The sequence below is a fragment of the Nitrincola tibetensis genome (genome assembly GCF_003284585.1).
Lineage (GTDB): Bacteria > Pseudomonadota > Gammaproteobacteria > Pseudomonadales > Balneatricaceae > Nitrincola > Nitrincola tibetensis.
In genome coordinates this window covers 18832-44588 of sequence record NZ_QKRX01000022.1, presented here as the reverse complement: position 1 = coordinate 44588, position 25757 = coordinate 18832, and the positions used below count along the sequence as shown (strand labels likewise).

General features: G+C 46.7%; 26 protein-coding genes and 1 tRNA gene. 10 read left to right on the top strand and 17 right to left on the bottom strand.

Translation table 11 applies throughout. From position 1 onward, the window contains the following. Positions 1-459 precede the first annotated feature (459 nt). Together DN062_RS17825 and DN062_RS17820 are read right to left on the bottom strand one after the other, a co-directional pair. Entirely contained in the window at positions 460-1017 is a 558-nt protein-coding gene (locus tag DN062_RS17825; protein WP_112160652.1) for a hypothetical protein, read from the bottom strand. 202 nt (positions 1018-1219) lie between these two features. Further along, positions 1220-1296: transfer RNA gene (locus tag DN062_RS17820), tRNA-Arg, on the bottom strand. Between the two features lie 290 nt (positions 1297-1586). Between DN062_RS17820 and DN062_RS17815 the strand changes: the two genes are divergently transcribed. After that, complete coding sequence (locus DN062_RS17815) at positions 1587-1967, top strand: c-type cytochrome (protein ID WP_239995841.1); 381 nt, start codon at positions 1587-1589, stop codon at positions 1965-1967. 67 nt (positions 1968-2034) lie between these two features. On the opposite strand, the gene rep is transcribed toward DN062_RS17815, so the two are convergent. After that, complete coding sequence (rep, locus tag DN062_RS17810; RefSeq protein WP_112160650.1) at positions 2035-4050, bottom strand: DNA helicase Rep; 2016 nt, start codon at positions 4048-4050, stop codon at positions 2035-2037. A gap of 163 nt (positions 4051-4213) precedes the next feature. On the opposite strand from rep, the gene DN062_RS17805 reads away from it, so the two are divergent. Beyond that, on the top strand, positions 4214-5740 hold the full coding sequence (locus tag DN062_RS17805) for a putative bifunctional diguanylate cyclase/phosphodiesterase (protein WP_112160649.1): 1527 nt from the start codon (positions 4214-4216) through the stop codon (positions 5738-5740). Here DN062_RS17805 and DN062_RS17800 read toward each other — a convergent pair. Both DN062_RS17800 and DN062_RS17795 read right to left on the bottom strand, forming a co-directional pair. After that, positions 5709-7220, bottom strand: coding sequence for a YifB family Mg chelatase-like AAA ATPase (locus DN062_RS17800; protein WP_112160648.1), 1512 nt, complete (start codon positions 7218-7220; stop codon positions 5709-5711). The genes DN062_RS17805 and DN062_RS17800 overlap by 32 nt on opposite strands. Before the next feature lie 31 nt (positions 7221-7251). After that, on the bottom strand, positions 7252-7545 hold the full coding sequence (locus DN062_RS17795) for an accessory factor UbiK family protein (protein ID WP_112160647.1): 294 nt from the start codon (positions 7543-7545) through the stop codon (positions 7252-7254). Between the two features lie 375 nt (positions 7546-7920). Between DN062_RS17795 and glnK (DN062_RS17790) the strand changes: the two genes are divergently transcribed. From glnK (DN062_RS17790) to glnK (DN062_RS17780), 3 genes are all read left to right on the top strand, one after another. Beyond that, positions 7921-8259 carry a P-II family nitrogen regulator gene (gene glnK / locus DN062_RS17790; protein ID WP_112160646.1) on the top strand — a complete coding sequence of 113 codons (339 nt, stop codon included), beginning with the start codon at positions 7921-7923 and terminating at the stop codon, positions 8257-8259. 39 nt (positions 8260-8298) lie between these two features. Then, on the top strand, positions 8299-9573 hold the full coding sequence (locus DN062_RS17785; protein WP_193483912.1) for an ammonium transporter: 1275 nt from the start codon (positions 8299-8301) through the stop codon (positions 9571-9573). Positions 9574-9779: 206 nt separating this feature from the next. Then, positions 9780-10118 carry a P-II family nitrogen regulator gene (glnK, locus tag DN062_RS17780; protein WP_112160645.1) on the top strand — a complete coding sequence of 113 codons (339 nt, stop codon included), beginning with the start codon at positions 9780-9782 and terminating at the stop codon, positions 10116-10118. A gap of 149 nt (positions 10119-10267) precedes the next feature. On the opposite strand, the gene DN062_RS17775 is transcribed toward glnK (DN062_RS17780), so the two are convergent. After that, positions 10268-11563 carry a sensor histidine kinase gene (locus DN062_RS17775; RefSeq protein WP_112160644.1) on the bottom strand — a complete coding sequence of 432 codons (1296 nt, stop codon included), beginning with the start codon at positions 11561-11563 and terminating at the stop codon, positions 10268-10270. Positions 11564-11566: 3 nt separating this feature from the next. Next, entirely contained in the window at positions 11567-12274 is a 708-nt protein-coding gene (locus tag DN062_RS17770; RefSeq protein ID WP_112160643.1) for a response regulator transcription factor, read from the bottom strand. A 135-nt stretch (positions 12275-12409) separates the two neighbouring features. On the opposite strand from DN062_RS17770, the gene DN062_RS17765 reads away from it, so the two are divergent. Continuing rightward, positions 12410-12862, top strand: coding sequence for a Spy/CpxP family protein refolding chaperone (locus DN062_RS17765; protein WP_112160642.1), 453 nt, complete (start codon positions 12410-12412; stop codon positions 12860-12862). Between the two features lie 64 nt (positions 12863-12926). Here DN062_RS17765 and trmB read toward each other — a convergent pair whose 3' ends face one another. From trmB to ftsY, 6 genes are all read right to left on the bottom strand, one after another. Then, positions 12927-13658: a tRNA (guanosine(46)-N7)-methyltransferase TrmB gene (gene trmB, locus DN062_RS17760; RefSeq protein WP_112160641.1), complete on the bottom strand. Its 732-nt coding sequence runs from the start codon at positions 13656-13658 to the stop codon at positions 12927-12929. A gap of 90 nt (positions 13659-13748) precedes the next feature. Continuing rightward, a complete protein-coding gene (locus tag DN062_RS17755) occupies positions 13749-14123 on the bottom strand; it encodes a DUF423 domain-containing protein (protein ID WP_112160640.1) in 375 nt (124 codons plus the stop codon). 63 nt (positions 14124-14186) lie between these two features. After that, positions 14187-15050, bottom strand: a complete 864-nt coding sequence (rpoH, locus tag DN062_RS17750; RefSeq protein ID WP_112160639.1) for an RNA polymerase sigma factor RpoH — start codon at positions 15048-15050, stop codon at positions 14187-14189. Between the two features lie 128 nt (positions 15051-15178). Further along, positions 15179-16174: a permease-like cell division protein FtsX gene (ftsX, locus tag DN062_RS17745; protein WP_239995840.1), complete on the bottom strand. Its 996-nt coding sequence runs from the start codon at positions 16172-16174 to the stop codon at positions 15179-15181. Continuing rightward, complete coding sequence (locus DN062_RS17740) at positions 16167-16832, bottom strand: cell division ATP-binding protein FtsE (protein ID WP_112160638.1); 666 nt, start codon at positions 16830-16832, stop codon at positions 16167-16169. Before DN062_RS17740 ends, ftsX begins: the two co-directional genes overlap by 8 nt. Positions 16833-16840: 8 nt before the next feature. Further along, positions 16841-18526 (bottom strand): signal recognition particle-docking protein FtsY, encoded by a 1686-nt coding sequence (gene ftsY / locus DN062_RS17735; protein WP_338039990.1) that lies wholly within the window; start codon positions 18524-18526, stop codon positions 16841-16843. A gap of 108 nt (positions 18527-18634) precedes the next feature. Between ftsY and DN062_RS17730 the strand changes: the two genes are divergently transcribed. Beyond that, positions 18635-19831, top strand: a complete 1197-nt coding sequence (locus DN062_RS17730; protein ID WP_133256782.1) for a hypothetical protein — start codon at positions 18635-18637, stop codon at positions 19829-19831. A gap of 21 nt (positions 19832-19852) precedes the next feature. Further along, the gene (rsmD, locus tag DN062_RS17725; RefSeq protein ID WP_112160635.1) at positions 19853-20479 is read left to right on the top strand and encodes a 16S rRNA (guanine(966)-N(2))-methyltransferase RsmD; all 627 of its coding nucleotides are present in this window, start codon (positions 19853-19855) and stop codon (positions 20477-20479) included. Between the two features lie 8 nt (positions 20480-20487). Here rsmD and DN062_RS17720 read toward each other — a convergent pair whose 3' ends face one another. Further along, positions 20488-21108, bottom strand: a complete 621-nt coding sequence (locus DN062_RS17720) for a TetR family transcriptional regulator (protein ID WP_162301324.1) — start codon at positions 21106-21108, stop codon at positions 20488-20490. Between the two features lie 274 nt (positions 21109-21382). Between DN062_RS17720 and coaD the strand changes: the two genes are divergently transcribed. Together coaD and DN062_RS17710 are read left to right on the top strand one after the other, a co-directional pair. Continuing rightward, a complete protein-coding gene (coaD, locus tag DN062_RS17715) occupies positions 21383-21871 on the top strand; it encodes a pantetheine-phosphate adenylyltransferase (protein WP_112160633.1) in 489 nt (162 codons plus the stop codon). Between the two features lie 22 nt (positions 21872-21893). Then, positions 21894-22145 carry a YfhL family 4Fe-4S dicluster ferredoxin gene (locus DN062_RS17710; RefSeq protein ID WP_112160632.1) on the top strand — a complete coding sequence of 84 codons (252 nt, stop codon included), beginning with the start codon at positions 21894-21896 and terminating at the stop codon, positions 22143-22145. A 46-nt stretch (positions 22146-22191) separates the two neighbouring features. Here DN062_RS17710 and DN062_RS17705 read toward each other — a convergent pair whose 3' ends face one another. The 3 genes from DN062_RS17705 to DN062_RS17695 are packed head-to-tail and all read right to left on the bottom strand — an operon-like array spanning position 22192 to position 25718. Beyond that, complete coding sequence (locus tag DN062_RS17705; protein WP_112160631.1) at positions 22192-22701, bottom strand: DUF501 domain-containing protein; 510 nt, start codon at positions 22699-22701, stop codon at positions 22192-22194. 33 nt (positions 22702-22734) lie between these two features. Further along, positions 22735-24804: an ATP-dependent DNA helicase RecG gene (gene recG, locus DN062_RS17700; protein ID WP_112160630.1), complete on the bottom strand. Its 2070-nt coding sequence runs from the start codon at positions 24802-24804 to the stop codon at positions 22735-22737. After that, entirely contained in the window at positions 24804-25718 is a 915-nt protein-coding gene (locus tag DN062_RS17695; RefSeq protein ID WP_112160629.1) for a hydrogen peroxide-inducible genes activator, read from the bottom strand. The genes recG and DN062_RS17695 overlap by 1 nt, the downstream gene beginning before the upstream one ends. Positions 25719-25757 lie beyond the last annotated feature (39 nt).

Below are 25757 nucleotides of genomic sequence, written 5' to 3'. Positions count from 1 at the left end.
CTGTTGCCAGGTGTGTTGCTTGGTTTGGTTGCTCATACCGACCTCCATCGATTAAAAGTGATGGAGGTAGTGTGTCGCGGTTAAATCTTAAATTATAGGTGCTGTTTCATGGGCGCTTACCTTGCAAATGGCAATGGCCTCTGGCATCACAGCTATATGCTTACCCTCATGTAGGGCATCGACCTGATGCAATCGATCACTCGTCAAAGGTTAATGAGCGAGTTGTGAAGGAAATAGATAGGAAAGTACAGATTGGAGAGTGGGAAAATAGCAGAGGTGTGTGAGACCATACAGCGTGAGCTCAAGCCAGCTTCGCTCCTATTATCAATACTAGCCGTGACTTTGCAGAAGGCTGGGCAAAAAGCGATTAAACCAACTTTTAAACGATGAGTTAAATCACATCAGCACAAAGCAGCCTTACAAACCTGAGACTACTAACCATTTAGACCTGCTAAATGGTTATTTTTTCTCTATTTCTTCAACGGCCTTTCTGATCTGACTAATAGCAACAGTGCCCAATGTTATTGGATCATGCTCGGTAGCAACACCACTAACACTTTCATACTCAGGAACTGAATAGACCATTCCACGATTACTTACAGGGATCAGTTTAATCCGTGGTCTCACGATCTTAATATTCAGTAAATTATGTGCTGGAGCAACAATTGAACCATCCTCTTGAACCTCTACTGTGGGTGGTTCAGGAGCATAATAAGAAATAGAACCTGGGCTAACCTCAGACACTGGATCAATTCTATGAAACGATGAGTGTCTAGCTTGAATAATGTACTGTAACTCCAGCTGATCTTCAGCTTTATTTATGGCCTGATAAATTCGATGATTTTTTTGATAGTCCGCATTTTTTAACTGATTTCTAATCGAGTAACATGCTGTAGCTAGACAGTTACGAAATGCCTGCCACCATTTTTTGAACTCTTGATGACTTTCAGAGTTACCAACTCTTTCCAGAAAGTCCTCTGCAAACTTTAACTGCTCTTCTGCTTCAGTAAACTTCATCTTTTATCCACCATGTGCCAAGTAGCAGAATATCCACTTCTCCGGCTTCTATCCACCATCACCCGTTGTGACCAGATTGTGACCAACTCCGGAATTGCGTCATTTGGCTACCCTGCACATGCGCCCGTGGCTCAGCTGGATAGAGTAGCAGCTTCCGAAATTAACCAGAAAAAACAAGGATTTTTTAGAAAACAAACACTTATGGCGCGCCCGGAGGGATTCGAACCCCCGACCAACAGGATCGGAACCTGCTACTCTATCCAACTGAGCTACGGGCGCATAAGGAGGGATAACTCAAGAGGCGCTAATAATACGCATTCTATCTAGGCTTGCCAAGTCTTACGCCTTAAGAACTATTTTCACAGCATTTCCGTAAGGGATATTTGCAGGTATAATCAGCCACTGATTTTATAAGCGGTATTGTCTACGCTCTGCTCTCTATGGATTTTGTTCTTAGGGCTGAACTGCAATAGGCATCTACGCAAACTATTAAAAAGAGTGATGAGGTCTACAACGTGAACAAATTTGTTGCAAAAGCTGCTTCTGCACTGTGCACCCTTGGTTTAGGCGTGGTTCTTGCCACTGCTGTTAACGCAGCGGCAGACCGTGATGCCATCATCGAGCGTATCAAGCCGCATGGTCAAATCTGTATCCAGGGAGACGATACGTGTGGTACTCCTGCCGCCGCAGCGGCAGCCACTACATCTGCCGGTCGCTCTGGTGCTGATATCTACAACCGCTCCTGTGCGGCTTGCCACGCCAGCGGCATCTTAGGCTCACCTAAGTTCGGTGATGGCGCTATGACTGCTCGACTGAACGACCACGGAATGGACGGACTGATGGCAAACGCGATTAACGGTATCAATGCCATGCCGCCCAGAGGAACTTGTAATGACTGCTCTGACGACGAAATCCAGAGCACAATTCAGTACATGTTAGATAACGACTAAGTCGCTCTAAGCGTCGATACCCTAGTCATTAGACACTCAGGGTATCGGCAACCATCTACACTCCCCGCTAAAGATCATCAAATAAATTCTTCAAACTTGAAATTGTGGCGCGACCTCGCGCTAAATTCTGTGTTGGGGAAACCTCGCCCAGCCCTTCTGACTCCAAATCATCAGGTGGCAGCTCATCGATGAATCGGCTTGGCGCACACTCTTGCCATTCGCCATACTGCCGTCTCTTTTTGGCCAGGGTGAGTGTCAGGGTTTTTTGAGCACGCGTAATGCCGACATACGCAAGACGCCGCTCTTCCTCTATGGTATCGGATTCAATACTATTGCGATGGGGTAACAACTCCTCCTCCATCCCCATTAAGAATACATGAGGAAACTCTAGCCCTTTTGATGCATGCAAGGTCAATAATTGCACACGATCTGAATCGTCCTCCTCTTCTTGACGGTCCAACAAATCGAGCAGTATCAAACGGGAGACAGCATCATTTATGCCAGCATCGGCATCTTCTTCCTGCAAACGTTCAAGCGTACTTTTCAATGATTCGACCAAGAACCAGACGTTTTGCATACGCTTTTCAGCCACGCCTTCGCTTGAGCTGCTTTGTCGAATCCAGTCCTCATAATCCATATCCAGAATCATCTGGCGTATGGCATCAATGGGATCACCTGACTGACACTTATCATACAACTGCGCTATCCAATGACTGAAGCGACGCAAACGCTCACAGGCTTGAGCAGGCAAGGCTTGTTGTAACCCCATTTCTTCGCAGGCTTCAAACAAGCTGATTTGCCTTGAGCTGGCATACTCACCCAGACGCTCAAGTGTCGTCGGCCCTATCTCCCGACGCGGTAGATTGACGATACGCAAAAAGGCATTGTCATCATTTCGATTAATCAGCAATCGTAAATACGCCATCAAATCTTTAATTTCAGCTCGTGCAAAAAAAGACGTTCCACCACTCAATTTATAAGGAACTTGAAAGCTCTGCAGCTTCATTTCCAGTATCCTTGATTGATGGTTGCTGCGGTAGAGAATAGCAAAGTCTTTAAACGGGATCCGCTGACGCAAATGTCGATCTAAAATTTCCGTTGCTATCCGTTCTGATTCAGCATCATCATTGCGATTATGAATGATACGAATCGGCTCTCCATATTCTTTATCACTCCACAGGGTTTTCTCAAACACATGAGGATTATGATTAATCAAAATGTTCGCGACTTTTAAGATGCGTCCTGTCGAACGATAGTTTTGCTCAAGCTTAACAATCCGTAAACTGGGGAAGTCCTGCTGCAACTGCACCAAATTTTCAGGTCGAGCGCCACGCCAAGAATAAATAGATTGGTCGTCATCGCCAACGACAGTTAATGCACCGCGACCTCCAACCAACTGCTTAACCAATCGGTATTGCGAAAGGTTTGTATCCTGGTATTCATCCACCAAAAGATAACGAATTTTACGCTGCCATCGCTCCAGCACGTCCGGGTTACGCTCAAATAGCCGCACTGGAGTTAAAATTAAATCATCAAAATCCACTGCATTATATGCGCGCAAATGCCGTTGATAGGCTTCGTAAGCACGCGCGGCAAGAATTTCATGCGGCACCACCGCTGTCGACAGCGCTTGCTGTGGATCCAACATTTCATTTTTCCAACCCGAAATCCTATGTTGTACATCTGCCACTTGATCTGCATCCTCATCTTGATGCAATAGCAAATCCTTTAATAAGGATTTTGTATCCTGATCATCAAAAATCGAGAAGCCGGGTTTATACCCCAAAGCTTTGTATTCTTTACGAATAATATTTAAGCCAAGGTTATGAAACGTCGAAACGGTCAACCCACGCCCTTCACCTTTTTGCAGCAGCGTCATTGCACGCTCTTTCATTTCACGCGCGGCTTTATTCGTAAAGGTCACTGCTGCAATATGACGAGCTTCAATGCCACATTCATTGATGAGATAGGCTATTTTTCGTGTAATGACACTGGTTTTACCGGAGCCAGCACCCGCCAACACCAACATCGGGCCATCAATGTACAGCACGGCTTCTTTTTGTCGTGGGTTTAGCTTATTCATCTATTTTTCACATTAACTTGTACGAAACAATTGTTTGAGTTGAGCCTTAAGCATGGTAATCTCAAACCTCTGATTTGATCTAAGTCGCTAGTATGACATGGACTCTGTTGTTTTCAGAGTATGGCTGCAATAGGACTGCAGGCATAACCGAGGGTGTAACTGTATGTCACCAGTTGTTGAGAGGGATAACCTTGTTATTCCTGAATTCCAACTGATTCTGGTTGATAATAACGAAAATAGCCAGATCACCGAAAGGCTTTGTCGACTTTTATCTGAAATAGGGTCTGTTTCACGCTTTCCATCAATCGATACCATTTGTGAACCCAAACAAAATGGGGCGACACGTTACTTAATTGTTCCGATGGATGACCAGACGCCAGAACCTACCTATCCATTTGATCGATGCGATCCTCTTACAGGGGTGGGTAATCGTGCTTTTTTTTATAAATCCTTGCAAACGGCACTATTGGAGCTATCGTCACCCTTTGCGCTAGTGAGCTTGGATATTGATCGTTTTTCAGCGCTTAATCATCAATATGGGCAAGCCATTGGGGATGAATTAGTTAAAGCCTTGGCTCAACGATTAATGCACTTCCAACCTGCGCGCTCCGTCTCACGGGTTGGCAGTGATGAGTTCTGCTTTATTGTCCACTTTGAAAATAAACAAACTCAACGAGTGGATGTTCGACATCTGATTAATCATCTTTTAGAAACCTTAGCGCCAGCCTATCAAATCGGGTCGCACGAGGTGTCATTATTTTGCAGTTTAGGCATCGTACTCGCACCGCAACATCATAAAGATGTTGACCAACTGATGAATTACGCCAACCTAGCCAGAAAACGCGCAAAGCACACACATGGGCACAGTTTCGCCATCTACGATGACAATCTAGATCGGCACTCGCGCGCCGCCACCGCGCTGGAGCCTGAACTTTGGCGAGCACTGCAAAAAAGGGAGTTTTGTCTGTACTACCAACCTCGTGTTTGCCTTAAAAGTGGCAACATAATTGGCGCCGAAGCGTTAATTCGTTGGCAACATCCTCTTTTGGGGCTCATCTTGCCCGACCACTTTATTCAATTATGCGAACGCACTGGCCTTATCGTCCCCTTGGGATATTGGATTGTTGAGCAAGCGGGCAAAGATATCATCGACTTTCAACATACGGGGTTACAGGGCAACATTAGTGTCAACCTATCCTTTCGTCAGTTTCAGGATGACTATTTTGTAAACACTCTTGAACGCTTGATCACACCACATCCTACGAAACCACAAATGCTGGAGTTTGAGCTCACCGAAACAGCCTTGTACACCGATGAAGCGCACGTCATTCAGTGCATGAAGGCCATTTCCGATTTGGGCATTGAGTTCTCGTTAGATGATTTTGGAACGGGCTACTCTTCTTTTTCTATGTTGCAAAAGTTACCCATCTCAACCCTGAAAATTGACCGCTCATTTATTGCTGGTATTGGCTGTCATGCCGACGATGAAGAAATTGTCCGTACCCTAATCCGATTAGGTAAAAATTTGAATAAAAACATCATCGCTGAAGGTGTAGAAAATGAGCAGCAGCGCGCATTCTTAGTGGAGCATGACTGCCTTTTCGGGCAAGGCTTTTATTACAGCCCTCCGATTACTCGTGATGCGTTTATCAAACTGCTTAATCAGCAATCGGCTGCAACTGCCCTCTAAACGCCAAGGCCTCAAGCAGGTGCATTGTCTGCACTTGCTCGTCACCTGCTAGATCCGCCAAGGTTCTTGCAACGCGCAAGACGCGGTGACAGCCCCGTGCGGATAATGAAAAGTTTTTCATTGCCGCTGTCAGTAGTCCTTGGCCATCATCTGCCAGCGAGCAATGTTGGTCCAGCAAGCGACCATTCAGGTGGCGATTACTAAAGCCCTGACGGCTCAACTGCTTCTCTCTGGCGGCAACGACTCGCCTACGGACATCAGCGCTTGATTCAGCTGGATACTGACGATTTAACAAAGTGTCCGGTGATAGGGCTGACACCCATAGCTGTATGTCGATACGATCAAGCAAGGGCCCAGAGACTCGCCCTTGATAGCGTCGAACTTGATCAGGCGAACAGGCACAACGATCCGTTCCATCTTTTGCATAGCCACAGGTACAGGGATTCATAGCAGCCACCAACTGAAAGGAGGCTGGAAAACAAACCTGTCGCGTGGCACGCGATATCATAATAGAGCCCGTTTCAATTGGCTCTCGCAATACATCCAGCACCCGGCGGGGAAACTCAGGCAGTTCATCTAAAAACAAGATGCCTTTATTGGCCAATGAAATTTCACCCGGTCGTGGATGAGAACCTCCGCCGACTAAAGCAACGGCCGAGGCCGTGTGATGTGGGTTACGGAAAGGGCGAATCCCCGCACATGCGGCATCTACACTGTGACCCGCGATAGAATGAATCGCGGCGACTTCTAAGCGCTCATCCATCGTTAACTCTGGCAGAATACCGGGCAAACAAGATGCCAATAAGCTTTTACCACTGCCAGGCGGTCCAGTGAATAAAATATTATGCTCACCTGCTGCAGCGACTTCTAAAGCTCGACGCGCTTGCAACTGGCCTTTTACTTCAGCCATATCTGGAGCCGTCGTCAAGCTAAGGTTAACAGGCAAGGGAACATAAGGCTCAATCAGTTGTTTGCCCTGTAAGTGAGCAAACACTTGCAACAAGTGTTTTGCAGGCAAGACGCAGGTATCACCAATCAAGCGCGCCTCCTGCGCACAGGCCTCTGGCAGGATAAGGCTCCGTTTCACCTTCCCACAGGCAACGGATGCAGGCAGAGCGCCTCGAATAGCACGTACTTCGCCAGATAAGGAAAGTTCAGCAATCATTTCGTATTGATCGAGCGATTTGCACTTTAACTGACCCGACGCTTGTAAAATACCAATCGCAATCGCTAAATCATAACGACCGCCCTCTTTGGGTAAGTCAGCGGGGGCTAAATTAATGGTAATCCGACGCTGAGGAAACTCAAAGCCTGCCGTTAAAAGCGCACTTCGTACACGTTCCTTACTTTCTTTGACGGCTGTTTCAGGCAACCCGACGATAGATAGGGAGGGAAGTCCACCAGAGAGGTGAACTTCAACCACAACTTGAGGCGACTCAATTCCCACTTGAGCACGGCTAAATAAAACCGCTAATGACATAATAACCTTCCTTGGCTGATGAAGCGAAAACCTAGCTTTCTGTAGTAGACGACCCGCTCTGCGAAGCTTGATGAGCAATGTCCAAACGCATTTCTAATTGAGCAACCTTATCTTCCAGCGCTTCGAGCTTTTCGCGCGTTCTGAGTAAAACGGCTTTCTGCACGTCAAATTCATCTCGAGTGACAAGATCGAGTCGGTTAAACGTACCCTGTAGCAGAGTATTCATTTGCTGCTGCAGCTCTTTTTGACCCGGTAACTCTTTAGCGCCATTCAAGAATTGACTCAGCTGCTCTGAGAACCCTTCCGCCAGTTTTTGATGAATCATGACATTGCTCCAATGATTGGCCTACTACCGACTAAACTAGATGGCCCATGAATAAGTCAACATAGCTTACCTCAACTTACGTAAGCCTGCATCTAAACACACCCTTTTCCAGTCATCTCAATGATAACTCCGCCACCATTGCACCATTTGGGTGCGTGCACGATTTGAGTGCACCTAAATCATACGACTGAACATTTATGATGCTTTAATTCGAGCACCTATTGAGCACCAATGACACTTAAATAGTTGAAAAAAATCAATAATAAATTGTTGGCACAGGTTTCGCTATGGTATTGGCAAGCGAACCCATCTCTGTGCACAGGGGGGACACACGAGTATGAGTTTGACCATTTTGTATCCAGGGGAGACATTCTTATGAAACTGGTTTCAGCGATCATTAAACCTTTCAAGCTTGATGATGTAAGGGAAGCACTATCCGATATTGGCATTCAGGGGATTACAGTGACTGAAGTCAAAGGATTTGGGCGTCAGAAAGGACACACCGAATTGTACCGTGGGGCAGAATATGTTGTCGACTTTCTGCCTAAAGTCAGAATTGATGCAGCCATTGCCGATGATGTCGTCGACCAAGTCGTCGAAGCGATCAGCAAGGCCGCTCAAACTGGAAAGATTGGTGATGGCAAGATTTTTGTCACTCCGTTAGAGCAAGTCATTCGCATTCGTACCGGTGAAACTGGCCACGACGCACTCTAATACGATTTTTTCACTTTTCGCCTGATGGAGGGCTAAACGATGGAAGAGATGATTCTCGCCACCGCGGACGAGGTTAGACACCTTGCCTATGCTATAGATACGTTTTATTTCCTAATTTGTGGTGCTTTGGTGATGTGGATGGCCGCTGGCTTTGCCATGCTCGAAGCAGGCTTGGTACGTGCTAAAAACACCACAGAAATCCTGACTAAAAACGTCGCACTTTATGCCATTGCATGCACTATGTATCTGATATGTGGTTACTACATCATGTACAGCTCTGATGCAGGCGGCATATTCCCAAGTCTGGGCGGTTTAATTGGTGATGAAAACAGCGTCGCTGACGTCCTGTCTGGTGATGAAGATGCGCCATACTACTCAGCTCGCTCTGATTACTTCTTCCAAGTGGTCTTCGTTGCAACCTGTATGTCAATTGTATCAGGCGCTGTTGCTGAGCGTATGAAACTCTGGGCCTTCCTTGCCTTCGCTGTCGTGATGACAGGCTTTATCTACCCTGTTAGTGGTTACTGGACTTGGGGCGGCGGCTTCTTGAGTGAAGCAGGTTTCTCTGACTTTGCAGGCTCAGGTATCGTTCACATGGCGGGTGCAGCAGCAGCATTAGCGGGTGTGTTAGTACTGGGCGCACGTAAAGGCAAGTATGGCAAAGACGGTCAAATCAATGCGATTCCTGGGGCAAATATGCCACTGGCAACGCTAGGTACCTTCATACTTTGGTTGGGCTGGTTCGGTTTCAACGGCGGCTCTGAGCTAAAAATGTCTGATGTTGATTCAGCCAACAACGTAGCTCAAGTATTCGTCAACACCAACGCAGCCGCTGCAGGTGGTGTGATTGCAGCCCTTATCTTTGCTCGCCTGTGGTTCAAAAAAGCAGATCTGACCATGGCGCTTAACGGTGCGCTGGCTGGCCTGGTTGCCATCACAGCAGAACCTCTGGCGCCATCAGCTCCAGGCGCGGCCTTAATTGGTGCAGTCGGTGGTCTCATCGTGGTCTTCTCAATCATCACCTTAGACAAGCTGAAAATCGATGATCCTGTCGGTGCCATCTCTGTCCACGGTGTTGTTGGTATCTGGGGTCTGCTTGCCGTCCCACTGACCAACGAAGATGCGACCTTTGGTGCTCAGATTCTAGGTATCGTATCCATCTTTGCTTGGGTCTTCATCGCTAGCTTGATCGTCTGGGTTATTCTGAAAGCGGTCATGGGTATCCGTGTCACTGAAGAAGAAGAATACGAAGGCGTCGATATTGCAGAGTGCGGAATGGAAGCCTATCCAGAATTCGCAACTACTCGCAAGTAATTAACACCTTAGATAAAAAGGAGCTCATCGTAGCTCCTTTTTTATTGCGTTTTAATCAAGTATGAGCAGGCCTCATTTGTACTTGTGCTTTGCGCTCGATTCAGCAATGCTTAGCGCAAGGATTCAAGGTATACTGATATCAATACTGCCTTGGTATTGCTATGACACTGCTTCCAACTCACAGGCCGGATTTATAGGAGAATAGAATGAAACTGATTACAGCCGTAATCAAACCCTTCAAATTAGACGATGTACGAGAGGCACTTTCTGATATTGGAATTCAGGGCGTCACGGTGACTGAAGTCAAAGGGTTTGGCCGTCAGAAAGGTCATACTGAACTTTACAGAGGTGCTGAATACGTTGTCGACTTTTTACCCAAGGTCAAAATAGAAGTCGCAATTGATGATGCCATGATTGAGCAAGTGATTGAAGCTATCACTAAAACCGCTAATACCGGCAAAATTGGTGATGGTAAGATCTTTGTAACCCCCTTAGAACAAGTGGTTCGTATTCGTACCGGTGAAACAGGTCCAGATGCTCTTTAATCTAGACGGAGTCTGATGCAGAACGTCTGCATCAGACTTATCCACAGAGTAAAGCCTTTTACGAAACCGATATAAATAACTGATTTAATTATTATTTATAAAAACAACTCCCATGTAATCCCTAACTTACACCCTTTTTATCAACATGTTTAACTGATTGGATCAAATGGCAGCGTAATTTCTAAAGAAAACCCCCCTTCTGCTCGATTAGCTATATTAAGCTCCCCACCAAAGCACTCGGCACCTCTTTTTATAATACTCAAGCCCAGCCCGTATCCGTCCGATACTCCCGAGGTTTTTCCTCTAACAAAAGGTTCAATCAAGGTCTCTAACATCTCCTCATCGACGCCTGGGCCATTATCGAGCAGCAGGAAATGCAACTTTCCTCCATCAATCTCAATCCTCAATTCAATTTCACCATCTACTGCGGTGTATTTCAGAGCATTCACCAACGCATTACTGAGCATCCGTAGGAGTAAATCTTTTCGATAGGTGCACATAATCACTTCAGACGGAGCTGAAATCAACAACCGACGCTCTTGCTTTAATAGCTGTACATCTTGGAGCAGTTGTTCCAATAGCACTTGCAACGCATAAGGAGGCTCATAGAGTGTTTCGCTCCCCATTCGAGAAAATGACAGAATCTCGTCAATTAAACGGCTCATGTAATCACACTCTTTATTGATGCGCAGTAAGGATTTGCTCTCCTGTCCAACCGACTGCTCTACCAACCCTGCTGCCATCTGTAACCGAGCTAAGGGGGCTCTAAGTTCATGAGATACATCTTGTAGCAAACGCTCCCTATCCGTCAGTGTGTTTTCAACATAATCGGCCATCCGGTTAAACTCTCTTGCCAGTTCACCTATTTCATCAGTACGGCGACTTAAGCGCCCCTTTGCACGACTGCTTAAATTCTGCTGATCGTATAAATTTCGTGCATGCTGCCGCAATTGATTAATGGGCCTTACGATCCAGACACTTAGCAAAAGTGCCATAAGTCCTGCCACCAGCATAACGGATATCATCTGTATAGAAAGTGTGAAGCGTAGCATCCGAACTAAATGGAATCGCTCCTGAGGAATTGGGATCTCAACTAAATAGCGCTTCCCCGAATCAGCATCCATTGTAAAACTAAGGATCGCCTCTGGCGGCAAGTGGCGTCGGAAAGAGATCAGTTCTTTATTGTTTGTTAAATCAGTTACCTGGACAGATATCCGAGAAGGACGACCGCGTGTATGGCGGGTATCATTGAGAAATAAAAGTCCATCCTCATAACGTTCAATGATAAATTGCGCTTCAGATGTGGCACGCGTATGCAGCATGTCTTGCCAATGGCGCTCTTCACTAAGGGTCAACAAACCATAGGTTAAACCACCCATCAGCAAGGTACTAACCAACCAAGTCGCGGCAAATATCCTCCAAAAAAGATGCTGATACCACCTCATGCTCTACTCCTTAACAAACAAATACCCCTGCCCACGAATGGTCTTTATTAGTTCAACATCCCCTCCTAAACTCAGCGCCAGCTTTTGCCGAACACGGCTAACATGGACATCCAGTGCCCGATCATAGGCCGTTAGTTTTCGATGCAGCACTTTTTCGGTCAGCAACTCTTTCGATAACACAACACCAGCTTGCTTCATTAATTCATACAAGACATTAAATTCAGCACTGGTCAACTCAATAGGTTCACCTTGAACTGCAACACTTCGGCGCCCAGCATCTAATTCAATACCATGCAACGAAATAATGGCCGAAGTTGGGGATTGGTTGGCAACCGCAACATATTGCCCTCTTCGTAACACGGCTCGGATCCGCGCCAGCAGTTCACGAGGATTACAAGGCTTTGCCATGTAATCATCAGCGCCCATTTCTAAACCCAGAATTTTGTCAATTTCTTGTCCACGCCCCGTTAGCATAATCACGGGGGTTAACACACGTGGCCGCAACTCTTGTAACAGCTCTAAACCCGTACGGCCAGGCATCATCACATCCAATATGAGTAGGTCGTAGGCAGGCCCATCGTTCAAACATTGCAAAGCTTGATCAACAGAGTAAACCGCCTCCACCTGATAACCTTCGTGTTTTAAATAGTCACTTAGTAACTCGCAGAGTTCTACATCATCATCAATCAGCAGTAATCGTTCTTCACTCATTCGTCTCTCCTCTTGAGTACATCATAAAAGGTCCTGATATTTATAAAACAAGCTTTACCAAACTTTACGCTGTCCTCACCCTACTTTGCAGAGTGATTGTCCATAATGAACACATCAAAACAAAGGAGACACATCATGAATACGAAAATCATATCTGTAAGTTTAGTGCTATTGATGGCAGGTGCTATGTCTGTTGCCGCTGTCGCCAATCCTAGTTTCGGGCGTGGACAGGCTTCAATTGAAACGCTTCAACAGCAACTCAATTTGACAGAAGAGCAAGTACAAGCCTTTAAAGACTTACAAAGCATTCAACGCGAGGCTCGCCAAGACGAGCGCCTTGAGCGACTAAAAACACGACTCAGCTTATCAGACGAGCAAGCTGAGCAAATGAAAGCCATGCACAATGAGCATCAAAGTACGCGTGAAACGCTAAGACAGCAACATCAGGAACAGCTCGGTCAAATATTAACACCTGAGCAATTAGAACAAATGAAGCAAATGCGCGGCGAAGGACGCAATGGACACTTCAAAGCGAAGGGTGACGGTGAAGGACGCAAAATGGGCCGAAACGCAGGATCTAACTGCTAACCATCAGAACATTCAAAAGCCATCAAGCCAATTACGGATAGTTTGATGGCTTTAATCCTTGTACTTAGGCGATACGGTTAAAGATTAGATCCCATACACCATGACCTAAACGTTCACCCCGGCGCTGAAACTTGGTCACTGGACGCCAGTCAGGTTGAGGTGAATATTCTCCCTCACCCGCAGCATTTTCATACCCTTGCGCTTGACTCATGACCTCCATCATATGCTCCGCATAAGGCTGCCAATCGGTTGCCATGTGGAAATGACCACCTAGCACCAATTTGGTGCGTAAACTTTGCACAAATTCAGACTGAACGATGCGTCGCTTATTATGGCGTTTTTTAGGCCAAGGATCTGGGAAAAACAACTGAAGTGCGGTCAGGCTTTGATCTGGAATGCACTGCGCTAACACTTCGATAGCATCATCGCAGTAAACACGTACATTGGTTATTTTTTCTTCATTCAGCCTGCCGAGCAAACGCCCGACGCCAGGTGGATGAACTTCGATTCCTAGAAAGTTCTTCTCCGGCATTTGACGCGCCATTTCGAGGAGCGAATCACCCATCCCAAACCCTATCTCCAAGACAATCGGTGCTTCTCGACCATATACCTGCTCAAAGTTAAGCATTCCATCGGCCAACTCTAAACCATAGGCTGGCCAGTTATCTTTTAACCCTCGTTCTTGACCTTCGGTCATGCGCCCAGCACGAACAACAAAGCTGCGAATGCTCCGCAAGGGTTTCGATACAGGTGTGTTTTCTGGGGATTCCGGTATTTCTGTGCGCTGATCAGTCATAGGCCTATCGTCGGTTAAGCTGTTTAATGCGAATTAAACAGACGGGTTAGTGCTGGGTATTATACTGACTGATACGAAAGACGACCAGAATCACGAGCGCCAAACTGCAAGAGCCAATGCCAGCCAACCTGCCATCAACGTGACGCCACCTACAGGGGTGATCATTCCCAAGGCACGGACGTCCAAGATGGCCATTAAGTAAAGGCTGCCGCTGAACAATAGCATACCCACTATGATGAGAGCACCGCTCCATGCACTCAAACGCCCTGGACGCGCTTGATGATATAAACCTACACCCAATAAAGCTAAGGTGTGCCAGAAATGATACTGAACCGATGTTTGATACACTGACATCATCGATGGCTCTAATTGTGCCTTAAGTGCATGAGCTCCAAAGGCACCCAAAGCAACGGCTAGTAAACCTGATATTGCAGCAATAAGAACGAGCAATTTAGAAGTTAACATTTGAATACCAAAGAGCCGCTAAAAAGCGGCTCTTAATCATAGCTTAGAAAGTTTTTGGTGGAGCTAGGCTACAAGTACCATGGCATCACGCAGCTTCTTCATGGCATTTTTTTCGAGTTGGCGAATACGCTCAGCGGATACATTGTACTTCGCTGCCAAATCATGAAGTGTCGCCTTGTCGTCAACCAACCAACGCTGCGCTAAGATGTCTCGGCTTCTCTGGTCCAGCAGCTCCATAGCAGACATCAATTGTTGCTGCGAGGACTCTTCCCAGTTCGTCTCTTCTAGCTGAAGTGCTGGATCAGCCGACTCATCTTCAAGGTATTGCGCAGGTGACCAGCTATTAACCGACTCATCGTCTTCACCGACAGGCGCATCGAAAGCGGTATCTGACGATGCCATTCGACCTTCCATTTGTCTAACAACGGCAGAGTCGACACCTAAGTCTGCGGCGACGGCATTGACTTCATCATTCGTCATCCAGCCTAAACCCTTCTTCTGTGAACGTAAGTTGAAGAAAAGTTTACGTTGAGCTTTGGTCGTGGCGACTTTAACAATGCGCCAATTACGCAAGATGAACTCATGCATTTCAGCTTTGATCCAATGCACCGCAAAGGAAACCAGACGAACGCCGACTGTTGGATCAAAGCGTTTTACCGCCTTCATCAAACCGACGTTTCCTTCTTGAATCAAATCGCTTAATGGCAATCCGTAGCCAGAATAAGATTTGGCAATATGAACCACAAATCTTAAATGAGATAAAACCAACTGGCGAGCGGCTTCCAGATCATTCTGGTAATGTAAACGCTCAGCTAGCTCTCTTTCCTCATCTGCATTCAGTATAGGAATGGTACTAACGGTTTGAACATAAGCATTAACGTTGCCACCTGGAGATAGATGCTCAACAACTCGTAAGCTTGTGCCCATGTATAAATAACCTCTTTTATCGCTCAATGATTAACTCACACTAAGACAAGATCTAACGCCTAAAGTTCAATATGAACCTTGACTCAGCGAGCTAAAAAATAGCTGCTGTCGAGTAAAATTGCAAGCGCCTAACGATCATCCGGCTCTATTTCACGCAAATGATGGCCTGTGGATAAGAAACCACCTAAAAGGCCAAGAGTGGCACCCACTACCATGAGTGTAAACCCGCCTTTGAATCCTAACCCTTCAAGTTCGAAGCGGCTAGCATACAAGCTCATCAACTCTGTTACAGGCTGATCAATCAAATGGATGGCAAAACTGACCATAACAATTGCGAAGAGGGAGCCAATCAGCCCATACCAGAATCCAGAGTATAAAAATGGACGCCTAACCCAAGCATCTGTTGCCCCAACCAGCTTTGCAACCAAAATTTCATCTCGTCGGCTTTCTAGCAACATACGCAGTGTATTCCCCACGACCAGCAATACAGCTAAGCCTAATAAAGCACTTAATACCCAGCTAAAGCGTTCTGCAAGCACCACATACGCATTTAAACGCTGAATCCACTCTAAATCCAACTGCGCCTCCTCAACCTCAGGTAACGCCAGCAACTCACTTTGTAAGGCCTGCAACATGTGCGGACTGTGATCCAATGGCAAAGCTAAGACAACCGCTGGCAAGGGATTGGTATCAAACAGCTCTAATAAGTTGGCAAATTCCGAGTAGGATGAAAACTCTTGTAAACCCTTTTCTCTATCAATCAACTCTACGCCGGACAGCGCCGGATTGAGCATGAGTTCCAAGCTAAACTGCTCTGCTCGAGCATCTGAAACAGACGTCTTGAGATAGAGCGCGATGCGTGGATTGGCATCAAAGCCTTCACTAAACTGCTGGATATTATTGACAGCGGTCATGAGAAAGCCGGGTAATGCCAAGGACACCGCCAGAACAGCCAATGTCATGAGAGTGGCTACCGGAGTAAGGAACATGCGGCGCAAGGCATCTAGTGCCACAACCCGATTGTGACGCAACCAACCATGGCTTTTTGACTTAAAGCTGATGTGATGACGTTGCGCACCTCGACGAGGCGTTGTACTACCTTGATTCATATCGTGTTTAGACACCGGAGACAAGCCTCCCATTTTTAAGTACCAAGGTTCGCTTACGCATACGATGAATCAAGGAAAGATCATGGCTTGCAATCAAGACGGTTGTCCCTATCCGATTGAACTGCTCAAATAAACGCATCACCCCTTCCGACAGTTCAGGGTCTAGGTTTCCTGTTGGCTCATCTGCCAAGAGCACTTGCGGCTTATGCACAATGGCTCTTGCAATGCCAACACGCTGCTGCTCACCGCTCGACAGGGTAATAGGGTTGTGCTTTTCTCGATTTAATAAGCCAACTTTATCCAACGCGGCCCGAACACGTCGGGCGGCATCTTCGGGTGCATAACCGGCTATTTCTAAAGGCATAACGACGTTTGCAAAGACAGAGCGATCAAATAGCAGCTGATGGTTTTGCAATACCACGCCAATTCTACGTCGATGCCAAGACACTAGACGCCTTGGCAGCGCTCCTAAGTCTTCATCGCCCACCAGCACATGACCTCGACTTGCCCGCTCCATCAACATGATGAGTTTAAGCAACGTGCTTTTACCCGCACCAGAATGACCGGTCAGAAATGCCATTTCTCCTGACTCCAGCGTAAAATCTACGCCTATCAGTGCATCATGTCCTTCTGAATAACGCTTACCGACATTAAGAAATTGAATGGCTGCCATACCCTGCCTCAGTCAAACAATGCGGCAACAAATTCATCTGCTGCAAAGGGCCTAAGGTCATCAATTTGCTCGCCTACGCCAATAAAGCGAATCGGCAAACCAAACTGTTTTGCAACCGCAAAAATGATACCTCCCTTCGCGGTTCCATCTAATTTAGTCAACGTAATCCCTGTTACGCCCACAGCCTCTTGAAACTGCTTAGCTTGACTAATCGCATTTTGTCCGGTGCCTGCATCCAACACCAGCATCACCTCATGCGGCGCCTCAGGGTCAATTTTCTTCATAACACGGACAACTTTGGCCAATTCATTCATCAGGTTTTCTTTATTTTGCAAGCGACCCGCCGTATCAGCAATGAGCACATCAATGCCTTTTGCGGTGGCAGATTGCAGTGCATCAAAAATCACAGAAGCTGAATCAGCACCCGTATGTTGCGCCACAACGGGGACTGCATTGCGCTCACCCCAAACCTGTAGTTGCTCAACAGCGGCAGCACGGAAAGTATCACCGGCAGCCAACATGACAGACTTACCTTCCGCCTGAAAACGCTTGGCAAGCTTGCCTATGGTTGTTGTTTTACCCACCCCGTTCACGCCCACGACTAAAATCACTTGAGGCTTATCCGCCGCAGGCAATACTAAGCCTTGCTCGACATGACTCAAGAGTTCGATGAGCTCGGCTTTTAGTGCATCCTTCAAGGCCTGAGGATCCTTGAGCTGCTTGCGTGCCACTTTTTCGGTTAAACGCGCCATCAGTGCGGTGGTCGCATCCATCCCAACATCGGCCGTGAGCAGGAGCGTTTCAAGTTCTTCTAACAAGTCGTCATCGATTTCTTTACTACTGCCAAAGAGTTCGCTGATCTGTGAGGTCAGGTTCTCTTTAGTGCGGCTTAAACCACTGCGAATACGATCAAATAAACGTTTTTTCCGTTGCTCTGGTGCTTCTTCTGGCTCTGATTTGGCCACGAGGGGTGTCGGGGCGGCAACTGGCTCTTCTTGCACGACGTCAGCGGCTTTAGTGTCAGGCACGTCTTGAGCATCAACATCTGACGACTCAAGCGTTTTCGCTTCAGTTTCGGTGACTTCGACCTCTGGCTCTGCCTCTGCAAGATCATGCACTTCTAACGACACTTCAGGTGCAAGAATATCCTTTTGTTCAGGCTCAACCAGACTGGTTTCTGCTGCAGCTTTAGGCTCTAGGACGTCAGCTTGGCGTTCTGTTTCAACGGCCACAACGTCTTTAATTTCAGGTTCAACAACGGGCTCGTTAAGGGTTTGAGCATCAGACTCAGCCTCTGCACGAATATCAGACGGTACATCGATCGAGCTAGAGGGTTCAGGTTCAGACTCAGGAACAACTACCTCTTGCGGCTTAGATGGCACCTCATCAACAGAGGATGTTGTTTCAGTGAATTCTACTGAAACAGGCGACTCTGCAGCAGGCTGAGGCTCTTCAATCGCTACAGCCGCTTTAACATCACTTAGGTCATTCTTAGGCGCTGGCGTAGGCTCTTCTGTGCGCTTGTCGGTAGGCTTTTCTTCGCTAGACTTTTCTGCAGGCTCTTCTATAAGTTCAGAGCGATCTTTTTTAAGATACACGTAGACAGCAATTGCTAAAACCAAACCGCCTAGAATGTAAAGTAACAATGAAGGGTTTATGCCATTATTCAGCATCCAAGTGTAGAATGATTCCATAACGTTCTTGAGTCCGCGATTGAGGCCTTATGCTGGCCATAGTGGATAAAAAGTCTCTAATTGCGATATCTTACCACAACCATTCATTCGACAAACCGACAAAACACTATGAGTTCATCTGAATACAAGCCTATTTTTAATCGACGCTACCTATACTGGCTCATGTGGTTTGTTGCCATTGCAATTGTCTTATTAAGTGCAACTGGGAGAGAGAAACCCCAGCCACTGGATCAAATCGTTTTTCAAGCCAACCCACCGCATTATTTGCTGCCTTTGACAACAGATAGGGTGCTGGTTCGCATTCCGATTCCAACCTCTCCGGCGCTCAGTGAGACCGCTCTTGCTCAGCAAAATGCTCTAGTCGATGCCCTTGGCCAACGCATCCTTCAAAAGGACCTTCAAGATTGGTTGCAAAAACAAAGCTCTGATTTCTACTTAGAGCGCTTCCAGACTCACCTCGTCATCAATTTAGTATTTCAAAACATCCCGGAAACACAGTCTTTATCCGCATTCTGGGCACTATTAACCCAACCTCCAGAAACAGACTGGCAGCAATTACAAATGAGGGCTTTGGCGCAAGCACGCCTGACGCTGCAAGGAGCCGAATCAAAATTGTTATCAGCTGCGGCGAATTGGCTATCAACCCAACCCTCCACTTCCGCCATTGCCCCAGAGCTCTACCAACAAGTCTTAGCCGACTCACAAGGGCGTTATCATTTAAGTGGCAACTTTCAAGGAAAGCGGACATCCGATGCTTTTGTTTCAAAACAACTCAGTACCAGTGAGCGCCCTACTGCCGCTAACCTTACCTTAGAGGGTTATCAATCCGAATTTTTTCACTTAAAAGCTTGGCCTCTAAGACCTGCCCACCAGGTTGAAGATTGGGTGATGGGCCGTTTGGCTGCTCTTTATTTGCAAGAGTGGATCAACTCGCAATCAGGAGAGTTTCGATTGCTTTGGCAACCCTCAGAATCTGTTGGCTATTTGATGATCTATCAATCAGCATCTAACGCTGATGCACTAACAAACTTTGCCCGTGTTGATATCAACACCATCATGCCCTTAGTCACACCCTCTCTTGAAACAGCAAAGGCCAATTTAGCAGCGACTCTTGAGCAACAAACAAGCTCGGAGCTAGGCATGTTGGCTTGGCTAGACCTAATGACACGTTTTAATTGGCCTCCTGACGCCTATCAAACAGCGTTGAGCTCTTTACAACAGGCCGACATCAACACACTGCACAACTGGATGCTAGATAACCTAAGCAATGATCATTTACTGAATCTAAGCTTGCGTCCTTACTGACATTTTGCCCTAGGATTAACTATGACTCGCCGAAATAGTGCTGCTCGCTCTCGTGATAAGATACCAAGCGACGTTTCAAACTTACGTATCATTGCTGGTGTTTGGCGAGGTCGTAAAATCCCGTTTATTCCAGTAGAAGGTTTACGCCCGACGCCCGACCGTGTTCGAGAGACCTTATTCAACTGGTTGCAAACCTCTATTCCAGGCGCAAACTGCCTTGATCTGTGCTGCGGTAGCGGTGCATTAGGCTTCGAAGCCTTATCTAGAGGAGCTGCGGCTGTCACCTTTGTCGACCAATCATCGATAGTTGTTCAACAAATCAAACAAAATCTACAATTGCTCAAAGCCCAAAACGGTGCCGTCTTGCATCAAGATGCCTTGCAATGGCTAGAGTCCCGCTTAAAAGATCAAGAGGCTCGCTACGACCTTGTATTTCTTGATCCACCCTTTCGAAAAGGGCTAATCAAGCCAATGTTACAGTTACTAGAGACTAAAAACCTGCTCAACACAGGCGCACTCGTGTATGTCGAAGCGGAAAGTGAATGGATACCTGACATTGCAACAACACCATGGCAGCTTTATCGCGAAAAAGTAGCAGGTCAGGTGGCATATCGGCTCTATCTCTATTCAAATCCTGAAGTAGATTAAGCAAGAGCCTAGGCTTTTTCAGCTGCCATGCCCTGCATAACGATATGAATTAAATTATGTGCTTGGGCTTTATACTGCTTTGGATCAGATTCAACAAGGCTCTGATCCAGCAATCCAAACAACACCAAGCTTAAACTCTGAGCACTCAAAATAACGGATAATTTCTTTTGAAGTAACTTATGCTTTTTTGCCTGCTTTAAAAAATACCGTAAATGGCTTGTGACCATTTCTCGATCTTCCAAGAGCCTTTCCGCCATTGAAGCCAAAGCCGGAGATGCAGGTAGAGTGAAAAATAAACGATACCCTTGCTGTACAGAGGTCGAGGTAGTCACTAGATGAATAACCCCCATTAAATAATCCTGTAACGCCTGCAAGGGGTTTTGTTTAGCCGATTGCCTTTGTTCAATATACTGAATCTCAAAGGGTAACTCGATTTGATGATAGATCTGAAATAAAAGATCATCTCGATTTTTGAAATGCCAATAAACAGCGCCGTGTGTCACCCCCGCTTGAGCGGCAATTTCCTTTAATGACACATGCTCAATTCCCCGATCTGCGTACAGCTCAAGTGCCTTAGCCAATAAGGCAGATCGCGTTTGTTCTGACTCTTGTTTTGTTCGACGAGGCATATCGCTCCTTAGACTTCGCTTGTGATTATGATTATTCATCCTTAAGGGCTACTCTATACGATCAAACGAGCTTCAAGCAATAATGATGGCATCGTCCAAGGAGGAAAGGCTTTCATAAAAATGCTAATACACGTAAAATTTATATAACTATATGGGTTAAGAAATTTTTTTTTATTACTTTATAGACTCAAACCATACTCTTTTTGTATTTGTACACGCCCCCTGATTGGGCTAAGATCCGCGCAAGTACACCGCTGATACGCTTGGGGATATTATGAATACGGCCGTTTACCCTGGTACATTTGATCCAATCACCAACGGACATACCGATTTGGTCGAGCGGGCATGTAAGCTTTTTGATATAGTAGTGGTTGCTGTTGCTGAAAGCCCTAAAAAACGTCCTCTATTGCCGCTTAGCTTGCGAGTCGAGTTGGCTGAAGAGTCATTACGGCATGTGCCGAATGTTAAAGTCGTGGGATTTAATTGCTTATTGGCTGACCTTCTTAGTCAACAACAAGCCAATATTATCCTGAGGGGATTGCGGGCGGTTTCAGATTTTGAATATGAGTTTCAACTCGCGAATATGAATCGTAAGTTAAGCCCGGATATCGAAAGTCTGTTTCTGACACCCGCAGAGCATTTGACCTATATCTCCTCAACCTTGATTCGAGAGATCGCATCACTAGGTGGAGATGTCAGCCAATTTGTGCACCCAAAGGTATCAGCGTCACTTATTCAGTATTTGAGTCAACCTAACGTATAACGAAGTCAATGAGGTAGCCGTCATGGCATTGATGATCACCGACGAATGCATCAACTGTGATGTATGCGAGCCCGAATGTCCCAATGAGGCCATTTATCCGGGTGAAGAGATTTATGAAATCGACCCGAACAAATGCACAGAGTGTGTTGGACATTACGATACACCTCAGTGTGTCGAGGTTTGCCCGGTCGACTGTATTCCTAAGGATCCTGAGCATGTCGAGACAGAGGACGTGCTGATGATCAAGTACAAGTTACTCACAGGTAAAGAATAAATCGCTTTGCTATGAAGCTACCGCTTAACGCGGTGGCTTCAATTGTTCAAAAGTTCAACTTGCACTCATTTAACGCGAACTCTTGGTCTAATCGCTGCCCGATCAAATTGTCTGCCACTAAGTGATGCGCATACTGCATGTGCAAACAACGCACTTTATCCCACTGCGCAATCCCACCAATTCCAAGCGTGTTAAATAAGTCCACAAAGCCTTGAGCTTCAATCAAACGACGATCCTCTGGATCCATCAACTTCCAACGCAAATCAACATAATCTTGTTGTTGCTGACGGTATGTTTCTAGCAGCAAAGGGTTCTCTTGTAGTTCCTGCTCCATTTGCTTTATCCAGCCAGTGCTTTCAATGCGTGCTAGCTCTTTATCCAAATCTTGGCTACAGAGCCAAAATAGTGTTGGAAAGGGTTTGCCCTGAACCAAAGACCGCATTTGTAAGACAACAGGAACTCCTGCCTCGGTTTGATGCGCAATCGCTGCAATTCCTCTAGGCTGACGCCCCAATTGCCGAGTAATGATGTCCAACTGAATATCGGTAGGCTGCATGTTTTTCTACTCTTTAGATCATTGAAGTCGGAATTATACCTGAGCGTAGGCTTCACTGCTGCCCATCCAGCGCTGAATAATGGCATCGCTTAATGCATCATGCTTCAATATGGCTTGCGCGATGTTTTTTACGCTAGGTAAAAGATCGGCATCACGCTGCAAATCGGCAATTCGAAGTTGCATGAGCCCGGTTTGCCGAGTGCCTAAGACTTCACCGGGACCACGCAATTCCAGATCCTTTTCAGCAATTTTGAAACCATCTGTGGTTTCTTTCATAACACGTAAGCGCTCACGCCCCTGTTGGGATAAAGGAGCGTGGTACATGAGCACACAGTAACTCTCGATACTGCCTCGTCCCACCCTTCCTCTGAGTTGATGCAACTGCGCTAATCCCAAACGTTCTGGGTTTTCAATAATCATTAAACTGGCATTCGGCACATCGACCCCCACCTCAATCACCGTCGTCGCCACTAACAAGTCCAGCTCTGCCGCTTTGAAGTCCGCCATAATTTTAGCTTTTTCAGACGCTTTCATTCGCCCATGAATTAAACCAATACGCAGCTCAGGCAAGGACTCTGTTAAATACTGTGCAGCTATTTCTGCAGCTTGCGACTCCAGAACATCGGACTCTTCAATTAAGGTGCATACCCAGTAAGCTTGACGACCCTGGCCGCATGCGGCACGCACACGCTCCACGACTTCATCGCGTCTTGTATCAGCGATGACAAGCGTTTTGACGGGTGTTCGTCCAGGTGGTAGCTCATCTATGATAGAGCAATCCAAATCGGCATAGGCCGTCATGGTTAAGGTGCGAGGAATAGGCGTTGCGGTCATGATGAGCTGATGAGGTGCTATACGTCCATCACGCCCTTTTTCCCGTAAACTAAGCCGCTGGTGAACACCAAAACGATGTTGTTCATCAATCACAACCAATACTAAATTCGCAAAGGTGACACCTTCTTGGAACAAGGCATGGGTTCCCACAGCCAGCGTCGCGTCTCCTGACGCTATTCGCTGCAATTGCTCTAAGCGCTGCTTACCTTTTACCTTGCCAGCCAACCATGCCACTGTAATGCCCAATGGCTCAAACCACGCTTTAAAGTTGGCAAAGTGCTGTTCAGCCAAGATTTCCGTTGGCGCCATCACCGCCGCTTGACACCCTTGCCCAATGGCTTTTAACGCAGCTAAAGCAGCGATCATGGTTTTTCCCGATCCCACATCCCCTTGCACCAAGCGTAACATCGGCATAGACCTCGCCAGATCGGCAGACACCGCTTCACTGACTCTTATTTGTGCCGAGGTCAAGGCAAAAGGTAGATGCTTTAGAAACTGAGCTTCCAACTCACCCTTAGTGTGTAAGGGCTTAGCACGTTGCTGCTGCATCTGCTGCCGGACTTTCACTAATGACAAATGATGCGCCAACAATTCTTCTAACGCCAACCGACGCTGCGCCGGATGACGTCCTGACTCAAGTAATGCAAGATTGGCTGAGGGAGGAGGCTGATGTAAATAGAGTAACGCCTCAAGCAGGTCCGGTAAACGCCAATGTTGTTTGACCTCAAGCGGTAATAAGTCGTCTAATCCACTGACTTTTAGCTGTTCGAGTGCTTGGTGGATCAAGCTCCTCAAACGTCCTTGAGGCAACCCCTCTGTTAAAGGATAGACAGGTGTCAGTGTTTCTTCCGTCGCGTCTTTCTGTTCACGAGCGACTAGCCTGTATTCGGGGTGAATCATTTCTAGACCCGACGGCCCAGGACGCACCTCACCAAAACAACGAAGCTGTTTTCCAGGGGACAGGATTTTTATTTGAGCCGCCGCGAAATGAAAAAAGCGCAGGGTAATCCCGCCTGTTTCATCTCTAAGGCGACAAACCAGCGCTCGCCTGCGTCCTTGCACTATATCCGTGCTTTGAATTTCACCTTGAATGACACATTCATCGCTAGGCCCTACATCTGCCAATTCGCGGACACGCGTTCGATCTTGATAGCGTATGGGTAAATGAAGCACTAAACTTTGAATCGTTGTAATGCCTAAACGCTGCAATTTAAGCTCTAAAGCAGCGCCAACGCCCTTCAAATCACGAATTGGGGATTCTTGCTGCATCAGTCTTTTGATTGAATCGGTTTAAGTGGGCAACGACTGATCGCTTGCATAAGTGCTTCAATCGCTTGTGGACGTGGAAAGCTTGCCCGCCAAGCCACCGCAACGGTTCTCATAGGACTGGGTTTAGAAAAAGGCCGCACCGCAACTAAGTGGCTAGAGGGGTGCCCTTCAATCGCAGATTGAGGTAATACACTACAGCCTAATCCCGACGCCACCATCATGCGAATCGTCTCTAAGGAGCTGCCCTCAGTCACTGTATGCTGGTTATGAAAGGATTGGTTCAGTGTGGGGCATGCCTCTAGCACTTGGTCTCGAAAGCAATGGCCTTCACCCAGTAACAGCATTCTCAGCTCGCCTATAATTGAGGGGTCGACTTCTTTTTTTGAACTGAGAGGATGCTCTTTTGGCAACACCATCATAAAAGGTTCTTCATAGAGCGGTCGGGTGAGAACATCGGCTTCGTTAAAGGGTAGCGCAATGATGATAGCATCTAAGTCGCCATTGCGTATTTTACCGCGTAGGGTCTCGGTCATGTTCTCTTCGATATACAAAGGCATTTGCGGTGCTAGCTCTTGCATCTGCGGTATCAAATGAGGAAATAAATACGGTCCTATCGTGAAGATGGCACCAACACGCAGAGGGCTGGCTAACTGGTCTTTGCCTTCTTTGGCTAAGTCTCGAATCGCCTCAGCCTGTTCTAACACAACCTGCGCTTGGCGTATGACCTTCTCACCCACCGGCGTCACACGCACCGCACTTTTACTGCGTTCAAATAAAGCAACACCTAACTCATCTTCAAGTTTTTTTACCGCAATGGATAACGTCGGCTGTGAAACAAAGCATCGCTCAGCAGCATGACCAAAGTGTTGTTCTTGAGCTAAAGTAACAATGTAACGGAGCTCTGTAAGTGTCATGCTCATTCCTTATATCGTGTTATCTCTAGCCTAGTAATA

What these genes read in the sequence shown, in the direction of transcription:
- DN062_RS17825 (WP_112160652.1), bottom strand. Translation starts at nt 1,017, where the DNA reads ATGAAGTTTACTGAAGCAGAAGAGCAGTTAAAGTTTGCAGAGGACTTT.
- rep (WP_112160650.1), bottom strand. Translation starts at nt 4,050, where the DNA reads ATGAATAAGCTAAACCCACGACAAAAAGAAGCCGTGCTGTACATTGAT.
- DN062_RS17805 (WP_112160649.1), top strand. Translation starts at nt 4,214, where the DNA reads ATGTCACCAGTTGTTGAGAGGGATAACCTTGTTATTCCTGAATTCCAA.
- DN062_RS17800 (WP_112160648.1), bottom strand. Translation starts at nt 7,220, where the DNA reads ATGTCATTAGCGGTTTTATTTAGCCGTGCTCAAGTGGGAATTGAGTCG.
- DN062_RS17795 (WP_112160647.1), bottom strand. Translation starts at nt 7,545, where the DNA reads ATGATTCATCAAAAACTGGCGGAAGGGTTCTCAGAGCAGCTGAGTCAA.
- glnK (WP_112160646.1), top strand. Translation starts at nt 7,921, where the DNA reads ATGAAACTGGTTTCAGCGATCATTAAACCTTTCAAGCTTGATGATGTA.
- DN062_RS17785 (WP_193483912.1), top strand. Translation starts at nt 8,299, where the DNA reads ATGGAAGAGATGATTCTCGCCACCGCGGACGAGGTTAGACACCTTGCC.
- glnK (WP_112160645.1), top strand. Translation starts at nt 9,780, where the DNA reads ATGAAACTGATTACAGCCGTAATCAAACCCTTCAAATTAGACGATGTA.
- DN062_RS17775 (WP_112160644.1), bottom strand. Translation starts at nt 11,563, where the DNA reads ATGAGGTGGTATCAGCATCTTTTTTGGAGGATATTTGCCGCGACTTGG.
- DN062_RS17770 (WP_112160643.1), bottom strand. Translation starts at nt 12,274, where the DNA reads ATGAGTGAAGAACGATTACTGCTGATTGATGATGATGTAGAACTCTGC.
- DN062_RS17765 (WP_112160642.1), top strand. Translation starts at nt 12,410, where the DNA reads ATGAATACGAAAATCATATCTGTAAGTTTAGTGCTATTGATGGCAGGT.
- trmB (WP_112160641.1), bottom strand. Translation starts at nt 13,658, where the DNA reads ATGACTGATCAGCGCACAGAAATACCGGAATCCCCAGAAAACACACCT.
- DN062_RS17755 (WP_112160640.1), bottom strand. Translation starts at nt 14,123, where the DNA reads ATGTTAACTTCTAAATTGCTCGTTCTTATTGCTGCAATATCAGGTTTA.
- rpoH (WP_112160639.1), bottom strand. Translation starts at nt 15,050, where the DNA reads ATGGGCACAAGCTTACGAGTTGTTGAGCATCTATCTCCAGGTGGCAAC.
- DN062_RS17740 (WP_112160638.1), bottom strand. Translation starts at nt 16,832, where the DNA reads ATGGCAGCCATTCAATTTCTTAATGTCGGTAAGCGTTATTCAGAAGGA.
- ftsY (WP_338039990.1), bottom strand. Translation starts at nt 18,526, where the DNA reads ATGGAATCATTCTACACTTGGATGCTGAATAATGGCATAAACCCTTCA.
- DN062_RS17730 (WP_133256782.1), top strand. Translation starts at nt 18,635, where the DNA reads ATGAGTTCATCTGAATACAAGCCTATTTTTAATCGACGCTACCTATAC.
- rsmD (WP_112160635.1), top strand. Translation starts at nt 19,853, where the DNA reads ATGACTCGCCGAAATAGTGCTGCTCGCTCTCGTGATAAGATACCAAGC.
- DN062_RS17720 (WP_162301324.1), bottom strand. Translation starts at nt 21,108, where the DNA reads ATGCCTCGTCGAACAAAACAAGAGTCAGAACAAACGCGATCTGCCTTA.
- coaD (WP_112160633.1), top strand. Translation starts at nt 21,383, where the DNA reads ATGAATACGGCCGTTTACCCTGGTACATTTGATCCAATCACCAACGGA.
- DN062_RS17710 (WP_112160632.1), top strand. Translation starts at nt 21,894, where the DNA reads ATGGCATTGATGATCACCGACGAATGCATCAACTGTGATGTATGCGAG.
- DN062_RS17705 (WP_112160631.1), bottom strand. Translation starts at nt 22,701, where the DNA reads ATGCAGCCTACCGATATTCAGTTGGACATCATTACTCGGCAATTGGGG.
- recG (WP_112160630.1), bottom strand. Translation starts at nt 24,804, where the DNA reads ATGCAGCAAGAATCCCCAATTCGTGATTTGAAGGGCGTTGGCGCTGCT.
- DN062_RS17695 (WP_112160629.1), bottom strand. Translation starts at nt 25,718, where the DNA reads ATGACACTTACAGAGCTCCGTTACATTGTTACTTTAGCTCAAGAACAA.